The sequence below is a fragment of the Bradyrhizobium sp. NBAIM18 genome, assembly GCF_020193825.1.
In the GTDB taxonomy this organism is placed as follows: Bacteria; Pseudomonadota; Alphaproteobacteria; order Rhizobiales; family Xanthobacteraceae; genus Bradyrhizobium; species Bradyrhizobium yuanmingense.
The window spans coordinates 51,466-66,973 of record NZ_JADYVO010000008.1 but is presented as its reverse complement, the minus strand read 5'-3'; the positions used below and the strand labels follow the sequence as shown (position 1 = coordinate 66,973).

Here is a 15,508-nt window from a genome sequence, read left to right as displayed (position 1 = left end):
CGCGATGCGAACTCGCGGGAAGCAAGGAATGTGGGCACCGTCACTGGACGCTGAATACCGGATGTTGACCCGCGCGACGGTGCTCGCCAAGACAACCAGCCTCCATTCGGAGTGCTGGTGTCAACGCGCAGGCCAAAGCCGCTCGCTCAGGCGGCGCTGACAGTCTGGAGTTCAGCCGCCAGGAACTGTTTCTCGAATGCCTCGGCGGGCATCGGACGGCCGAAGAAATAGCCCTGCCCTTCCTCGCATCCCATGCTGACCAGGAAGTCGGCCGTTGCGCGGTTCTCGATGCCCTCGGCGACGACGGTGAGACCGAGCTGCTTGCTGAGGCCGATGGTCGAGCCGACGATGGCGGCATCGTCGGAATTCGACAGAAGACCGAAGACGAACGACCGGTCGATCTTGAGGCCGTCGAGCGGAAATTTCTTCAGATAGCTCAGGCTCGCATATCCGGTGCCGAAATCATCGAACAGGATCCGGACGCCGAGCTCCTGAATTCGCTTGAACATTTCAAGCACGCGGCGCCCGTCATGCAGCAGGATGTCTTCGGTGACTTCGATCTCGAGCAGCGACGGCGTCAGCCCGGTCTCTTCGAGCAGTGCTGCAACGGAATGCGCGAGGTCGCCGGACTGAAGCTGCGAGGGAGAGAGGTTGATCGCGACGCGCACGTCGTTGCCGGACAATTCCCAAGCTCGCGCCTGGCGGCAGGCGGTCTCCATCACCCAGTTCGCGATCCGCTCCGACAGCGCAGAGGTGTTGACGACAGGCATGAATTCGGCCGGCGAGACGTAGCCGCGCACCGGATGCCGCCAGCGGATCAGCGCTTCGGCTCCGACCAGGCTGCCGTCGATCAGACGAACCTGCGGCTGGTAGAACAGCTCGAATTCGCTGCGATCGGCGGCAAGCGCCAGCTCGCCCTCCAGCCTCAAGCGGTTCTCGAGCTCCTGCCGGATCGCGGCTTCGAATACGACGTGGCCGCCGCGCCTGGTCGCCTTGGCTTTCGTCAGCGCGAGATGGCCGTTGCTCAGGAGATCATCGGCGTTGCTCCCGCCCTCAGGATAGACGGCGACGCCAACGCTGGTCTTGACGCGGTGCTGGCGCGTGCCGGTTGCGAGAGGGGCTTCGAACGCACGCGCGATTCGCTCGGTCACCGCCGCGACCGGCTCGGTGATCTCTGCGCAATCGATCGCGATGGCAAATTCGTCGCCGCTGAGCCGGGCGACGATCGCCTTGCCACCGACTTCGCTCCGCAGCCGCTCGGCGACCGCGCGCAGCACGAGATCGCCGGCGGAGTGGCCTAGCATGTTGTTGATCTCTTGGAAGCCGTCGAGCCCGAGCACGAGCAACGCGACGCTCGAAGACCGTCGCTCCGCCGCGGCGATCAGATCGGTCAGGCCCACATGCAGCATGTTCCGGTTGGCCAGCCCCGTCAGCGCGTCATGTTCGGCGAGATATCGAATGCGTTCGGCTTCACGTTTGCGCACAGAAATATCGCGCAGGATGGCACCATATTGAAAGCCGTCCGTTCCCTGCCAGCCCGAGAAGCTCGCCTCGACCGGGAAGGTTTCGCCGTTCTTGCGCCGGCCTTCGAACTCGACGACGACGGCGCCGCCCGGAACCAGAAGCGCCTGGCGCGCGGCGTCGTGCATGGATGGCCTTGCGCCGGCGTGTGCCGGCAAAGCGCACAGCGTTTCGAACGGGCGGCCGATGATCTCGGCCGGCATGTAGCCGAAAATCGCGCTCGCGCCGGGATTCCAGACCGTGATGCGGTGATCCTCGTCGGTGCAGACCAGCCCGTCGCCGAGCGACATCGCGATGCGATGAAAGCGGCTCTCGGCGATGCGTCCGAGCAGGCTGCGGAAGTCGATTTCGTCGAGCGCAATCGCGGTCAGGTAAGCGACGATGGCGATGTGGAACAGCGACGTATCGATGACCAGGGGCCATCTTGCCTGCACAAGGATTGCGGCCAGTTCGACCACCGCCCCGGTTGCGAGGAGGATTGCGACCCGAAGTCCTGGCGCGACGCGGCGCCACGAATACATCATCAGCAGGCAGATTGCGCCGAGCCCGAGCACCATGCCGATATCGGAGGTCCAGCGCAGCGTCCGGTTCTGAAGGATCGATTCAGCGGCGAGGGCCTGGAGGACTGGCCCTGAGATGATCCTGCCGTTGGGAACGCTAAAGCGGTCGCCGAGCTCGAGCGCCGTGGCGCCAATGATGACCTTCTTGCCTTTCAGCTTGTCGAGCGTGGCGCTATCGCCGCGCAGCACGTCGACATAGGAGACGGCGGGAATGGAGGGCGCGCGAATGCTGAAATCGATCAGAAAGGGCGGTCGCCGATTGGCGTCCTGATCCGCCAGCACGACGGCCATCGAAGGCATGAAAGCGTCGCCGAGCTTCTCGCCGAACGGATAGCGGCGAACCAGCCCGTCGGATTCGATCGCGACATTGACGACGGCCGGCCACGACTGGTTGCTGAACGACTTCAGCGGCCGGTTGACGTGAGCCGGGCCGCCCCTCGGTGTCGGCTGCTTGAAGGATGGCAGGATCGTCGAACCGCCGACGTCTCGCAATGCCTTGGCGAAGGCCGCGTCGGAGGCGGGATCCGACGGCGTGCTGAAATCGACATCGAAGGCAACGTCCTGCGCGCCTGCCGCTTCCAGCCTTTGCAGCATTTCGGCATGGAGACGCCGCGGCCAGGGCCACACTCCGATCTGGTCGATCGACGGCGCATCGATACCGACCACGACGATGTCACCGGTGGCCGCACGCGTTTGCCACTTGAATCGAAGATCGGTGAGCGCATTGCGAAGCGCAGCGTGCCAGCCCGTGGACAACACCACCGCGAGCGCGATCACGACAAGAACATGCGGCCGGTAGCGTTTCACCCGAGCCTCCCCCCACACCCGCCCGACGGACGCGTCCACCTAGAGTTCAGCGTCTGCCGTACCCATTGCTGCCATTTCCGTGGCCGTTGCCGTTGTTGCCTCTGCCATTGCCGGTGGCGCCGTTGTCGGCATGGCTGCTGTTACCGTAACCGTTGCTGCCGCCGTTACCGCTATTGTTTTGATTGCCGCTGTTGCCGCCGTTGCCGTTGTTGTTACCCGAATTACCGTTGCCACCGTCCTTTCCGTTGTTTGCTCGCGGGGCATCGCTGGATGCGCCGGCCGTCGTTGCGGCGATCGTGGCGTTCGCGCTGGCGGCACCGCTGCTTGCCGCGCCGTTGGATGCAGCCGGGCTTGTCTTGCCATCGTTCCAGACCGTCTGACTGTCGCCCCCGGCATTCGCGTTACGTGCCTGCCCCGGCGGAACGCCGCCGTGCGCAAGGCCGCGCGTCGCCTTGTGGACGTTCAGCTTGACCTCTCCCAGCGCGGCCGAAATGCGCACGGCTCCTGCCTTGGGGGCATGCCCCCCGGCCGCCTGCCCCGAGGCCTTGGGTGCGCCGGCCGCCTTGCTTTGCTTGTCGACCGGGCCGAGCGCATGGATGGCATGGCCATTGGCCGCATGGCGCGGCGCCGACAGGCCCGACTTCGGCACTGGGACACGCTCGATCGTGGGTGCACGGGGCTTGCCCTGCTCGATCGGATTGAGCGTCCCCGCACCGCTGAGGCTGAGACCGGGCTTGCCGTGTTCGAAGACGGTGGCCGCTTGTCCGGGCATCACTTGCGCAATCTGTCCCGTCTTGAAATCGGAGACTTCGACCTGGCCGCGGAGCACGCCGACCTTGGTGCTACCGGCACCGACCGTGACGCTGAACTGCGTTCCCTTGACCACGGCGGCGAGATAGGGCGTCTCGACCTCGAAATGCTTGACGTTGCGCTTCTCGACCTCGAGCAGGATCGAACCCGCCTGCTGGATGATGGTGGTCGACAGGCCGTCCTTCTTCTCGGCCGGCAGGCCCACCACCGAATTGGGAGAGATCAGGATCGTTTCCTCGCCGCGGACGAGGAGTACGCGCCCGTTGCGACCGGTGCGAATGGTATCGCCAGGTTTCAGCGTTCCTTCTGACGTCAACGACACCTGCTGGGCGCCGCTCGTGGCAAGCCAGACCTCGCCCGAGGATTTGCTGACGGACCACACACCGTCGTCCGCCGCGAATGCGCTGGAGGCCGTTCCCAGGATCAGCGCCGCCGCCAGGGCGCGCCGCATTCCAACTCTGCCGAACATGATGATCCTCAGCCCGCGTTTACAGCCAAGCCTGAGGGGTATCCGAAATCACTCAAGAGAGGATTATCGGAAAGCGGCCAGCGGAGCGGCCGGATTAACCAATCGTTGACCATAAAAACCTATGAAAAATCATGCGGCTAACGAACCCTTACCGCCCCGTGGCGGATCCTCCGTCGAACTACGGAGACAAAGTCGCCGCGCGCGGTGAGACGCGGCATCTCCTTACCGCATTGGTGTCGGCGGCAGTAATTTTCGCGGCGACTCCAGCGGCACTCGCTCAACAGGCGAACCAGCCGGGCTTCGATCCGCGCCAGCCCGAGAAATATTTTGATAACCAGACCGAGCAGGAATCGCTCGGCCGGCCGCCGGTCCGGTTGCCGAGCGTTGGACAGCCCACGACGGGCGGCGATACCAAGCCGCAATTCGTGCTGCGCGGCGTCAGCGTCGGCGGCGCCCATGCGGTTTCCCCTGATCGCATCGCCGCTGTCTACCAGCCTTATCTCGGCCGAAAGGTCTCGCAGGCGGATCTGGCCGCGATCGCAGGCGCCATCAGCGACCTCTACCGCGAAGCCGGCTTTCATCTGAGCCGCGCCATCGTGCCACCACAAGACATCGCCGACGGCCGTGTCCGGATTCAGGTCCTGGAAGGTGCGATCGTGCAGGCCGAGTTGAAGGGCGACGGTGCAGAGCGGTTCGGCATAAGGCCGATGCTGGCGCCGGTTCTGACCGAACATCCTTCGCGACTGGCAACGCTCGAACGCCAGCTCTTCCTGATCAATGGCAGGCCGGGCGTCCGGATCACCGACACTGCGCTGGAGGAGATCGGCGGTACGACGGGCCGCTTCCGCCTGACCATCTACTTGAAAACCTGGCACGTCTTCTCTTCGTTCGGCCTCGACAATCTCGGATCCTCGTCGGTCGGTCCCTGGCAAACCTACGCCACCGGCGCGTTCAACTCCTACCTCACGCCCGGCGATGCATTGGCGGTCAACCTGTCGACCATTGCCAACGACCCCCGCCAGCTCGGCTTCGCACGGCTGTCGTACGATGCGCCCGTCGGCGTCGACGGTGTCCGCTTGGGTGCTTCCGTGCTGTACAGCGCGGTAAGGCCGGGCGATATGCGCCGGCTCGATAGCGACATCACCACGACCCAGGCGTTCGAGCTGCGTGCCAGCATGGTCCCGTTGCAGTCGCAATCCTCCACGCTCACGCTGACCGCCGCCACGACCTTCAGCAATGTGTCCGAGCATGACCTTTACGGGCCCTGGTACAACGACCACATCAGGGCGGCGAGCCTGACCGCCGACTACCGGCTGTTGGATCCTTTTGGCGGCACCAATTTTGCGACTCTGACCTACCGTCAGGGCCTGGACATTTTTGGCGCCTCACATTTCGAGGACAATCTGTTGTCACGCGACGGAGCCTCCTCGAACTTCTCGGTCCTGAACCTCTGGTTCACGCGCTACCAGACACTCAACGATGTCTGGTCGCTCAAGCTCGCTGCCGCGAGCCAGACGGCGTCGCGCCCGCTGTTCACTTCGCAACAATTCTATCTCGGCGGCGCGGCCTTCGGCCGTGGCTATGGCGCAGCCGAGATCAGCGGCGACAACGGCCTTGCCGGCTCGCTCGAGCTGCGCTTCGACCAGAAGCTCAATTTCCGCTACTGGACCGGCTACCAGCTCTATGCCTTTGGCGACGCTGGCGCAGTCTGGAACCACGGTTATCGCCTGAGCGACGGGCTGTCGCTGACATCGGCCGGAGCCGGTGTGCGCTTCTTCCTGCCGGACGACCTCCAGGCCGATTTCGGCGTCGCCGTCCCCTTAAGCTACCGGGCGCCGGACAACGAGCGTCGCAGCCCACGCTTTCTTTTCACGCTGTCGAGTGCGTTCCGGCTCTGCCCCGAACGCGGCCGGGCGAGCTGTCTCTAGCCGCCCGGTCCTTCGGGCAGGGATGTCGCATCCTGACAGCTTTTCCCCGCGGCCATCCTTCGAGTCTCCCGCTTGAGGCGGGCTCCTCAGAATGATGCCGGAGTGCGCGGCCGGAGTTTCCACGGGCACAGACGCTGATGAGCCTCATCGTGAGGAGACGCTCGACCGCTTCCTGCGTGACAGCGCCAGCAGCGCGCTCACGCCTGCGGATACGAAGAGCCCAATGATCATGAACCCGGGCGACTATTGGCCGGGACGCTTTGCGGCAGATCAAGGCGGCTCCGACACGGCACGGTAAGAAACCACATGCTGTCGGAGAGACACGTGTCGCACTATACCGGAAGTCGTGGTACGAAAGGCCTTGTTCCGAAGGGCCTGCCCGCGGCGAGAGTGCCGGCATTCATGCGGCATCTCTATCGTTCGACCCGCAGGCTGCTGCGCTCGATCGTCGCTCGCATCGATCTCTCGCAATTTCCAGGATCCTGCTGCGGATGAGCGCGGCAGCCGCAAGCGAATGCAGAAAGATTGCCCTATGCTCCGACATGTGAGACGGATTTTCCTGCTGCTTGGCCTCGTCTCTGGCTTCGGCTCGTCGTCCGCTCTCGGTGCTGATGCCGGTCACGGCGCCGAACTCGCCAGGCGCTGGTGCGCGAGCTGCCATGTCGTGGCGAACGGACAGGCTCAGGCGAGCGCCGACGTCCCTTCCTTTGCGTCCGTCGCGCGCAGGCCGGATTTCAGTGCGGAAAGGCTCGCATTCTTCCTGCTCGATCCGCACCCGAAGATGCCGAATTTTCCCCTGAGCCGAACCGAAGCCGGCGATATCGCGGCCTACATCGCATCGCTGCGTTAGATGCCTGATCGGCGGCCGAAGGCCGCGCTCGCGCAAACCGAGCGGCGCGCTTTTCCGAAGGTCATACTTCAGCAATAGTCTGAGCTTCATCAAGGATGGTCACGCCGGGCTGCACGAAGGCTGCAAATGCAAATCCCTGCCGGTGGACCGGCAGGGATCAGCAGAAAGGATGACAGACGGCGAATGAGATCATTCGGTGGCCCATCATGGACCTGCACCGGTATCGAAGCGCGGATCTTCACGTCATACAAGATCAATTTGTGGGCACGCTGTACACAGACCGAAAATCAGGACTTGCCCTTGCCGGGTTGCATGAGACTGCCGGTCATCTGACGCATGTGATCTCCGGCGCTGGTGAACTGACTGCGGAGGAAATCGGATTGGATTCGCATCGCCTCCTGGAGGTCGGTGGCATGCACCAGCTTGCGCGCATGCTCGAAGGCCGACTTCATGTTCTGCTCCGTGAAAGCCAACGCCTGCTTCGACACCTCTGTCCCCGCCCCCGGAACGGACGACATCGATTTGGTCGCCGCTTCAAAGAACATGCCGAAGGCCTTTTCGGCCTGGTCGATGGTCTTCTCGGCCAAATCACGCAGTTCGGCCGGAACTTCGATTTTCGGTTCGATCATGGTCTCGCTCCTCCCTTTTTCCGTCTGAATACCACATTTGCCTGACCGCCATCCAGCCGCCAGCGCTCCGGCGAACGATGCCGGGGAGCCTGCTCTGGCAGGAAAATGGGCAGGATGGGCGCGGGGCCGGGCTCTAGGATAAGGGGTGCTCGGGAAGAGCTTCGTCGGTGGCGAGATCTTCGACCAGCTTGATCACCTCGAAGCGCTGTCGCGGCGCGAGCTTCAGGAAGGCCCGGAGCAGGCGCAGACTTTCCACGGTGCTGCCTGCAGGCACACCGAGCTTGAGATGCAGCTCAGCCGCGAAATTGAGGTTTTTCATCTCGCACCTATGACAAGCATCGGTCGTGATCCGCTCGAGAACCGAACGCCGCAACAGAACTATGGCGACGAACGTTCGGCCGAAGGGACCCGCCGGGTTGCAGGCTGAACCGCGTCCAAACGACGGCCTCCATCTGGTTGCAACTATGCCAAGCAACAACCCATCCGGCAAGCCCAACCGTGGGTATAGCGATGCTTGGTCTGCATCGCGCCACAGCGTTTTCCGGATAACAGGAATATCGATCGCCGTCACCCACCTGCGTCAAGAAGCGTCATCAATCACGCACAGCCCCTCTTGCTGTCAATCAACACGGGGTTTCGTCGTGTTTCCGATGTTAATGCACGTTAGCGCGCACGAATTGGCGATTCTTCAGCAAGATACACGCATTTGTTGAATCCGTCCCGGCGGTTGCATTAAGCGCGTGAAAGTCGGCCTCGCGGCCGGTCCACCGTGAACCGCCGTCCACGGGCGAGCGACCAAGCCGTTGCGGCACGGCCACGCAGACACGGGCGCCATGGCTGAAAACTCTTCGATTTGGGCGCGCCTCAGCACCAAAAGGACGACGGCATGCTTTCTCGCTGCGATCTCATCAAGGGCGCCGCAATCGCGCTTCTCACCCTCTCGACACAAGGCGCATGGGCGCAGGAGACCAAGATGAACCTGTTCAAGATCGTCACCGTCAAGGACGAAATCGTCGTCGGACTGTCGGCGCAGGAGCTTCAGGCGCTCGGCGGCAATGATGCGAGCGCCGTTGCACACGCGCTGGCACAGAAGGGCGATCTCACCGTCTGGCAATACAACGTGCATCGTGGCCCCAACGGCGAATTACAGCAGGCACCGACAGCCAAGATCGGGCTGCTGGCCCATGCCTCGCTGCGCGTCGAGCCCTACACCACGCCTTACCAGATCGTCCCTCACCCGTAAGCAATGGGCGGAGCGCCGGCGGCCGAGACCGCCGGCACTCCGCAATCATCCACGTCGGCCCCCGCGCGCCGTTCCCGTCTCCGTCGCGAAGCCGTAGATCAGCGCCAGCCGGTCCAGGCATTCGCGAAAACGCCGCGCGAAGTAATCGTTCCAGCGTTGCGTGCGGACGGCACGACGCTGCCCAACCTGATCCATGGTCAGACCCAGCACCAGCACGTCGTGCACCAGCGCGGCGCCGTCGGTGCCGAGCTCTCGTTCGATCCTGTTGAGCCGCAGCACCGCCTGGCGCTGGCTTTCGGTGACGGGCTCACGCGTGCCCGTCCCATCGACATATTCGCGCGTCGTATCCACCGCCTGCGGGCCGCGCTCCGCCCGCTCCCAATCGTTCTGGAAGGCGCGGCCGCCGCGGTACTGCGCCTCGTCGATCTGATGGTGCGCGTGCAGCCGGCCAAGCGGATCGCCGCGGACCGATCGGATCGCCAGGATCTTCTCGCCGGAATCGAGCGCGAGCGGATTGTCGACCTCCACCTCCGCGATCTCGGCGTTGAACGGCACCTCCCGCGACCGCCGGTCGTAGATCTGCGCCAATTTGTAGGACTTGTTGCGTCGGGCACGAGCCACTCGGATCTCCTTGCAAGACTGAGAGTTGAACGGAGGGCGGCACCGTCAGAGCGCCGAGACCAGCTTCAGCACGACCGGGCCTGCGGCACGGGCCGCCGACGCAGCCTCGGAACGGCGCGTCAGACGGCCATGCGGCGCGCAATAGCTCGAGCCCGGCTGGCGCGGGTGGCCGCAGAAGGTGATCTCCTCACCGTCCTTGTCGCCGCCATAGGGATAGCGGCAGTCGGCCGGCTCGAGCTCGACCAATTGGATCAGGCGCGGCTGGATGCCGACACAGCGCAACTTCACCCGCGCCGCAGGCTTCATGGCGGACTTCGGCGGCAGATTGAGGCTCGGCCACGCCACCCGGCGCGGCGAAAGCAGGCTGGGTTCACCCGGCAAGGGCGGCGCGAGCGCCGGGCTCGTCATCCATTGCGGCACGATGAGCCCGAGCCGCTTGGCGCGGCCGACCACCGCGCTACGCGTATAAGCCGTTCCAAACCTTGCGTTTATCTGTCTTCCGATCTCCGCATAAGACATGCCTTTGTGAAAATAGTCGCGAAGCGCGTCGGAGTGCTCCGACGGCCAATGGCCCGGTTCCATGCTGCTGTCCTGTGATGCGCCTCCACCCGGGAGGCGAGACGCACATTCCGTTATTCCGAATATAGAGTCAAGCCGTATTTCTGATATTCATAATTGCATCAATTCCGAATTTCGGATTACAAGAGGCGAGACGGTGCGCAATCGAGGGAATCACCATGTTGGACGTAGCAATGATCGAGCGGGGCCTGGAGAAGACGGGCAAGAGCAAGGGCGGCCTGGCTGCGGCCATGGGCGTGCGGCCCGGCGCGGTCTCGGAGATTCTCGGCGGCGAGCGCCTGGTGAAGGCCTCGGAGATCATTCCGATCATGGAATATCTCGAGCTCAATCTCGCGCCGATCATGGGGCGCGTCGGAGCCGGCGCCGTGATCGAGCCGGACTACGAACAGGTTCCGCCGGAAGGTCTCGGCGACGTCGCGTTGCCCTTCCCGATCATGGAAGAGACGATCGCATTCGAGATCGTGGGCGATTCGATGCTGCCCAAATACGAAAGCGGCGACGTGATCGTCGTCTACAAGGACCAGCGCCACCCGCTGTCGAGCTTCTACGGCGAAGAGGCAGTGGTCCGCCTCAAGACCGGCGAGCGCTATCTGAAGACCATCGAGCGGGGCAAATCTCCCTCAGTGGTCAACCTCACGAGCTTCAATGCCAAGCCGATCGTCGGCGTCAAGCTTGACTGGGTCGGGGAGATCTGCCTGTCCATGCCCAAGGGACAGCTTGAGCGGCTGCGTGCGAAGTCGGCGCGGCCGCGCAAGAAGGGCAAATGAGAGCCGCCGCTTCTGATTAATAGAAATAACACTTGACATAGTTCCGATTTTCGGAAATAATCTGCCGCGTCCCGACCATGGGGCGCGGCAGGGTCGTTTCATGCAATACTTCGTCGTGATGATCGATTACGGACGGCGGGGCCGCGAGGCGGTCGTCGATCCCGAAATCACCCGGCGCGAGGTCATTTCCCGCCTCGCCTCGGGTGAGTATCGGAACGTCTCGTTCATCCACGAGATCGTGGAGAACTCGGTCGAAGATGTCACCGCGGCCATCCTGGCCGAGGCGGCCCTCCCACAGATCGAGCCCGAGGACGTCGACCTCCAGGCAATCCGCCTCGATCACGTCCGCGATCTGCGCAAGCACGAGAGGACGTGACGCAGGCCTAGAGCATGATCCGGACCTGAAGGGCCGCGTTAGCGCAAAGCGTGCAGCGGTTTTCCGAAACGATTATGATCAATCAGCAGCCTAAAGCGAGATGACGATTCATCCTAATCGCATCGCGCTTTAGAGCTCGCGCCACCGTCCCGTTGGGCATTACACAAGGAGAACGGTCGATCCCGTGGTCTTGCGTGCCGCAAGATCGGCATGCGCCTTGGCGGCGTCCTTCAGCGGGTAGGTCTGGTGCACCTCGATCTTGACCGCGCCGGACTTGACGACGTCGAACAGCTCATTCGCCATCGCCACCAGATTTTCGCGCTTGGCGGCGTAGGTAAACAACGTCGGACGCGTGACGTAGAGCGAGCCCTTCTGGGCGAGCAGGCCAAGATTAAGCGGCTCCACCGCGCCGGAGGACTGGCCGAACAGCGCGGCGATGCCGAGCGGGGCGAGGCAATCCAGCGATTTCAGGAACGTGTCCTTGCCGACGGAGTCGTAAACCACTGGCACTTTCTTGCCGCCGGTGATCTCGTCGACCCGCTTCACGAAATCTTCCCGGGTATAGATGATGACATGGTCGCAGCCATGCGCCTTGGCGAGCTTCGCCTTCTCGTCGTTGCTGACGGTGCCGATCACGGTCGCGCCGAGATGCTTGGCCCACTGGCTCAAGATCAGGCCGACACCGCCGGCGGCCGCATGCAGCAGGATGGTATCGCCGGCTTTCACCCGATAGGTCTGGCGGATCAGATATTGCGTGGTGAGCCCCTTGAGCATCATCGCCGCCGCCGTCTTTTCGTCGACGCCGTCGGGCAGTTTCAGCAGCCGGTCGGCGGGGATCAGCCGCGCCTCCGAATAGGCCCCGAGCGGCGAGGCGCCATAAGCGACGCGATCGCCCGGCTTCAGATCGGTGACGCCAGGCCCGACCTCCTCGACGACGCCAGCCGCCTCGCTGCCGAGCCCGCTCGGCAGTTGCGCCGGATAGAGGCCGGAACGGTTATAGATGTCGACGAAATTGAGGCCGACCGCGGTGTGGCGGATGCGCGCCTCGCCGGGCCCAGGTTTGCCGACGCTGACCTCCTCCCAGACCAGGACTTCCGGACCGCCGGTTTTGTGAAAGCGAATGGCATGCGTCATGGGCGTGCTCCTTTATCGTTGAAATGAAAGTTCGAACACCGGATCGGCCTGTGAAATAGGCATTTGGTCCGCCCGTTACAGTATAGAAGCCGTAACAAGAATGTCACAGCGAACCACAAACAGCCGCCGTTCCGCCTCCGTTCGAAAGAGTTGATGAGGGCCCCGCGGCGACCCGCAGTAGCCTTGCGCGGGGTTTGATGGTCGCCTGCGAAGGAGAGCCGAGATGCCAGCTTACGTTCAGCATCATCAGGACGTCGAAATCGCGCCAGTGAATTGCCCCACCTGTATGGGGTTCCTGCCGATGTATGTGCGCGAGGTCGAGCCGCATTGGAGCCTTGCCAAGATCGACTTCGTCTATGAATGCGCCGATTGCGGCGCCGAGCTGAGGCAGACGATCCGCAAGCCGGAGCTGCTGCGGCACTGATCGCGCCAACAGCGAAGCGCTCAACTATTTGCGCTTAGCGGAAAAAACGCCGTTCACGCGGGTCAGATGTCTCCCAAACGTGGCTTGTTCTTTGCCTGGAACGCAGGCAGAACAAGCCTCAAGCAAGACCTTTGGGAGCGCCCTTTCGTGGCTGATCAGAAGGCCTCGACTTCGATCGAGGCAGTGGAGAGCGGCCTCGCCGCGCAGGGCTACATCGCGAGCCGGCAGATCGCGACTGCCGTCTATTTGTCGCAGCAGATCGAGAAGCCGATCCTGGTCGAGGGCCCCGCGGGCGTCGGCAAGACCGAGCTCGCCAAGGCGATCGCGGCTTGGCGCGGCATGAAGATGATCCGCCTGCAATGCTATGAGGGCCTCGACGAGGCCAAGGCGCTCTACGAGTGGAAATACGCCAAGCAGCTTCTCTACACGCAGATCCTCAAGGACAAGCTCGGCGAGGTTCTCGGCGGCGCGCAGACGTTGCATGCCGCGCTCGACCAGCTCCACGATTTCGGCGACGTGTTCTTCTCCAAGGAATTCGTCGAGCCGCGGCCGCTGCTCCAGGCGCTTGAGCAGTCGGGCGGCTGCGTGCTCCTGATCGACGAGATCGACAAGTCGGACGCCGAATTCGAATCGCTGCTGCTGGAAATCCTGTCCGACTTCCAGGTCACGATCCCCGAGCTCGGAACCGTTTCGGCGATCACGCCGCCGACGGTGATCCTCACCTCCAACAGCGAGCGCGACCTCGGCGATGCCCTGAAGCGACGCTGCCTGCATCTGCATATCGGCTTCCCCGAGCAGCGGCTCGAGGAGCGCATCGTCGAAAGCCGCGTGCCCGGCATCTCGCAGACGCTGCGCCGGCAGATGGTCGGCTTCATCCACGAGATCCGCTCGCTTGACCTGAAGAAGCTGCCCTCGGTCAGCGAGACCATCGACTGGGCGCGTGTGCTGGTGCTGCTCCAGGCTTCCGAACTCGATACCGAGATCGTCAAGGACACGCTCAACGTGCTCCTGAAATACGAAGCCGACATCGAGGCCGCGACGCCGCAGGTGACGACCTTCATTGCCAAGGCGGCCCGGTCCAACGTCTTCGGTTGACGCCGATGCGCGAAAATCTCCATCGCTTCTTTCGGGCGGCACGCGGCGCTGGCGTTCACGTCTCGCCGGCCGAAAGCATCGATGCGATGCGCGCCGTCGCGCAGGTCGGCATCTCCGACCGCGCCGTGCTACGCGATGCGCTGCTGCTGACGCTCGCCAAGTCGCAGGACGAGAAGCTCGCGCTCGGCGACTGCTTTGATCTGTTCTTCAGCCAGCCGGAGCCGCGACAGGAGCAGCCTGAGGCTGCCCGCGAAGACGATGCTGCGCAAGGCGAGGATCAGCCGCCCTCCGCCGGCTCGGCGAGCGAGGCGGGCGAAGGTCAGCCTTCCCAGGGCCTGGGTCCCTTGGCGCAGATGCTATTGTCGCAGGATCGCAACGCGATCGCTGCCGCGATTGCCAGCGCCTCCGGCGCGGCCTCCCTGTCCGACATCCGCTACTCCACCCAGCGCGGCATATTCTCCAGCCGCATCCTCGACGCCATGGGCCTCCAGCGCCTGCGCGACGATCTCGACCAACTGACCGCGACCAACCCGTCGCTGGCCGAGCGCCTGCGTGCCGCGCTCGATGCCGTGCGCGAAGCCGTGCGCGACGCGGTCTCGCAAGGGCTCGCACTCTATGCCCGCGAGGAGGCCGAAAACCTCCGCAACGAGATCCTGCGCAACGCGCCGCTTGCCCGCATCGAGCGGCGCCAGGTCGCCGAGATGCGTGCCCTCATCCGCCAGATCGCACGCCGGCTGCGCGAACGCTATTCCAAGCCGCGCAAGCGCCAGCGCCGCGGCCATCTCGACGTTCGCCGCACGCTCCGCCGCAACGCAGCCTGGGGCGGCGTGCCCTTCCTCACGGCATGGAAACGCAAGCATCGCGACAGGCCGAAGATCGTCGCGCTGTGCGACGTCTCGGGCTCCGTTGCGCAAGTCTCCGACTTCTTCCTGCTGCTGATTCACTCGCTGCACGAGGTGGTCGACGACGTCCGCTCCTTCGCCTTCTCCTCACACCTGATCGAGGTCAGCGAGATCCTGGAGACGAAGTCGCCGGAGGAGGCCATGTCCGAGATCATGTCCAAGGTCGGCTTCGGCTCGTCGGATTATGGCACCTCGCTGGTCGATTTCGAGAAGGAGTTCATGAGCACGCTGACGCCGCAGACCACGGTGATCGTGCTCGGCGATGCCCGCAGCAACAATCTCGACCCACGCGCCGACATTTTGCGCCGGATCTCCGAGCGTTCGAAGCGGCTGGTCTGGCTCAATCCCGAGGGGCGGCTCGCCTGGGGCTTTGGCGATTCCGAGATGCTGCGCTACGCAACTTTTTGCAGCGTTGTGCGCCAATGCGCCACCGCGCAACAGTTCGAACGCGCTGTTTCCGATATTGTGGCGACTTATCAATAAGCAATAACAGCCGCCTCCGTCAGGCGGCGTTCAGCTCGGCCTGATTGCATTCCCGAAAGTGACGCGCGATTTCGTCGAGAGCGCGCTGCTCCCATTCTTCTGCCTGCGCCAGCCAGAACGGCCGGCGCTTCGAATCGAGCGCCGCGCGCTCTCGGCAAAGGAATTCCTGACTGCGAATTTCCACCAGCCTGTTCATGCACTCCACTCCTGCCGTGTGAAGCCATTCCCCGCAGGCCAAGGTAACAGAGTCCTCAACCTCCCGCCTCATCATTTCTGTGCATGTCGCGACGCCAAATAGGACAGTGATGCT

Annotated in this window: 16 protein-coding genes; 8 read left to right on the top strand and 8 right to left on the bottom strand. The window is 63.6% G+C overall.

Annotated features, from left to right (window positions below; translation table 11 throughout):
• Window positions 1–146 precede the first annotated feature (146 nt).
• Together I6F17_RS19390 and I6F17_RS19385 are read right to left on the bottom strand one after the other, a co-directional pair.
• Window positions 147–2,888, bottom strand: coding sequence for an EAL domain-containing protein (locus I6F17_RS19390; protein WP_225125534.1), 2,742 nt, complete (start codon window positions 2,886–2,888; stop codon window positions 147–149).
• Between the two features lie 46 nt (window positions 2,889–2,934).
• Window positions 2,935–4,167 carry a FecR family protein gene (locus I6F17_RS19385; protein ID WP_225125532.1) on the bottom strand — a complete coding sequence of 411 codons (1,233 nt, stop codon included), beginning with the start codon at window positions 4,165–4,167 and terminating at the stop codon, window positions 2,935–2,937.
• A gap of 131 nt (window positions 4,168–4,298) precedes the next feature.
• Between I6F17_RS19385 and I6F17_RS19380 the strand changes: the two genes are divergently transcribed.
• Complete coding sequence (locus I6F17_RS19380; RefSeq protein ID WP_225125530.1) at window positions 4,299–6,095, top strand: POTRA domain-containing protein; 1,797 nt, start codon at window positions 4,299–4,301, stop codon at window positions 6,093–6,095.
• 532 nt (window positions 6,096–6,627) lie between these two features.
• Window positions 6,628–6,945: a cytochrome c gene (locus I6F17_RS19375; protein WP_036007678.1), complete on the top strand. Its 318-nt coding sequence runs from the start codon at window positions 6,628–6,630 to the stop codon at window positions 6,943–6,945.
• Between the two features lie 287 nt (window positions 6,946–7,232).
• On the opposite strand, the gene I6F17_RS19370 is transcribed toward I6F17_RS19375, so the two are convergent.
• Both I6F17_RS19370 and I6F17_RS19365 read right to left on the bottom strand, forming a co-directional pair.
• Window positions 7,233–7,574: a phasin gene (locus I6F17_RS19370; protein ID WP_036007681.1), complete on the bottom strand. Its 342-nt coding sequence runs from the start codon at window positions 7,572–7,574 to the stop codon at window positions 7,233–7,235.
• 133 nt (window positions 7,575–7,707) lie between these two features.
• Window positions 7,708–7,893 (bottom strand): hypothetical protein, encoded by a 186-nt coding sequence (locus I6F17_RS19365; RefSeq protein ID WP_036007684.1) that lies wholly within the window; start codon window positions 7,891–7,893, stop codon window positions 7,708–7,710.
• Between the two features lie 567 nt (window positions 7,894–8,460).
• Here I6F17_RS19365 and I6F17_RS19360 point away from each other — a divergent pair.
• On the top strand, window positions 8,461–8,817 hold the full coding sequence (locus I6F17_RS19360) for a hypothetical protein (RefSeq protein ID WP_036007687.1): 357 nt from the start codon (window positions 8,461–8,463) through the stop codon (window positions 8,815–8,817).
• A 45-nt stretch (window positions 8,818–8,862) separates the two neighbouring features.
• Here the strand turns inward: I6F17_RS19360 and I6F17_RS19355 are convergent, their stop codons facing one another.
• Together I6F17_RS19355 and I6F17_RS19350 are read right to left on the bottom strand one after the other, a co-directional pair.
• Window positions 8,863–9,438: a hypothetical protein gene (locus I6F17_RS19355; RefSeq protein ID WP_036007689.1), complete on the bottom strand. Its 576-nt coding sequence runs from the start codon at window positions 9,436–9,438 to the stop codon at window positions 8,863–8,865.
• Window positions 9,439–9,483: 45 nt separating this feature from the next.
• The gene (locus tag I6F17_RS19350; RefSeq protein WP_157283862.1) at window positions 9,484–10,020 is read right to left on the bottom strand and encodes a GcrA family cell cycle regulator; all 537 of its coding nucleotides are present in this window, start codon (window positions 10,018–10,020) and stop codon (window positions 9,484–9,486) included.
• 155 nt (window positions 10,021–10,175) lie between these two features.
• Here I6F17_RS19350 and I6F17_RS19345 point away from each other — a divergent pair, with 155 nt between their 5' ends.
• Both I6F17_RS19345 and I6F17_RS19340 read left to right on the top strand, forming a co-directional pair.
• Window positions 10,176–10,784 (top strand): S24 family peptidase, encoded by a 609-nt coding sequence (locus I6F17_RS19345; RefSeq protein ID WP_036045323.1) that lies wholly within the window; start codon window positions 10,176–10,178, stop codon window positions 10,782–10,784.
• A gap of 100 nt (window positions 10,785–10,884) precedes the next feature.
• The gene (locus I6F17_RS19340) at window positions 10,885–11,160 is read left to right on the top strand and encodes a hypothetical protein (protein WP_225125528.1); all 276 of its coding nucleotides are present in this window, start codon (window positions 10,885–10,887) and stop codon (window positions 11,158–11,160) included.
• A 159-nt stretch (window positions 11,161–11,319) separates the two neighbouring features.
• On the opposite strand, the gene I6F17_RS19335 is transcribed toward I6F17_RS19340, so the two are convergent.
• Window positions 11,320–12,294: a quinone oxidoreductase gene (locus tag I6F17_RS19335; RefSeq protein WP_225125526.1), complete on the bottom strand. Its 975-nt coding sequence runs from the start codon at window positions 12,292–12,294 to the stop codon at window positions 11,320–11,322.
• A gap of 223 nt (window positions 12,295–12,517) precedes the next feature.
• Between I6F17_RS19335 and I6F17_RS19330 the strand changes: the two genes are divergently transcribed.
• From I6F17_RS19330 to I6F17_RS19320, 3 genes are all read left to right on the top strand, one after another.
• A complete protein-coding gene (locus tag I6F17_RS19330; RefSeq protein WP_036007702.1) occupies window positions 12,518–12,718 on the top strand; it encodes a hypothetical protein in 201 nt (66 codons plus the stop codon).
• A 147-nt stretch (window positions 12,719–12,865) separates the two neighbouring features.
• Window positions 12,866–13,813: a MoxR family ATPase gene (locus I6F17_RS19325; RefSeq protein WP_225125524.1), complete on the top strand. Its 948-nt coding sequence runs from the start codon at window positions 12,866–12,868 to the stop codon at window positions 13,811–13,813.
• Between the two features lie 5 nt (window positions 13,814–13,818).
• Window positions 13,819–15,198, top strand: coding sequence for a VWA domain-containing protein (locus tag I6F17_RS19320; protein WP_225125522.1), 1,380 nt, complete (start codon window positions 13,819–13,821; stop codon window positions 15,196–15,198).
• Between the two features lie 19 nt (window positions 15,199–15,217).
• Here I6F17_RS19320 and I6F17_RS19315 read toward each other — a convergent pair whose 3' ends face one another.
• Window positions 15,218–15,394: a hypothetical protein gene (locus I6F17_RS19315; protein ID WP_192893126.1), complete on the bottom strand. Its 177-nt coding sequence runs from the start codon at window positions 15,392–15,394 to the stop codon at window positions 15,218–15,220.
• Window positions 15,395–15,508 lie beyond the last annotated feature (114 nt).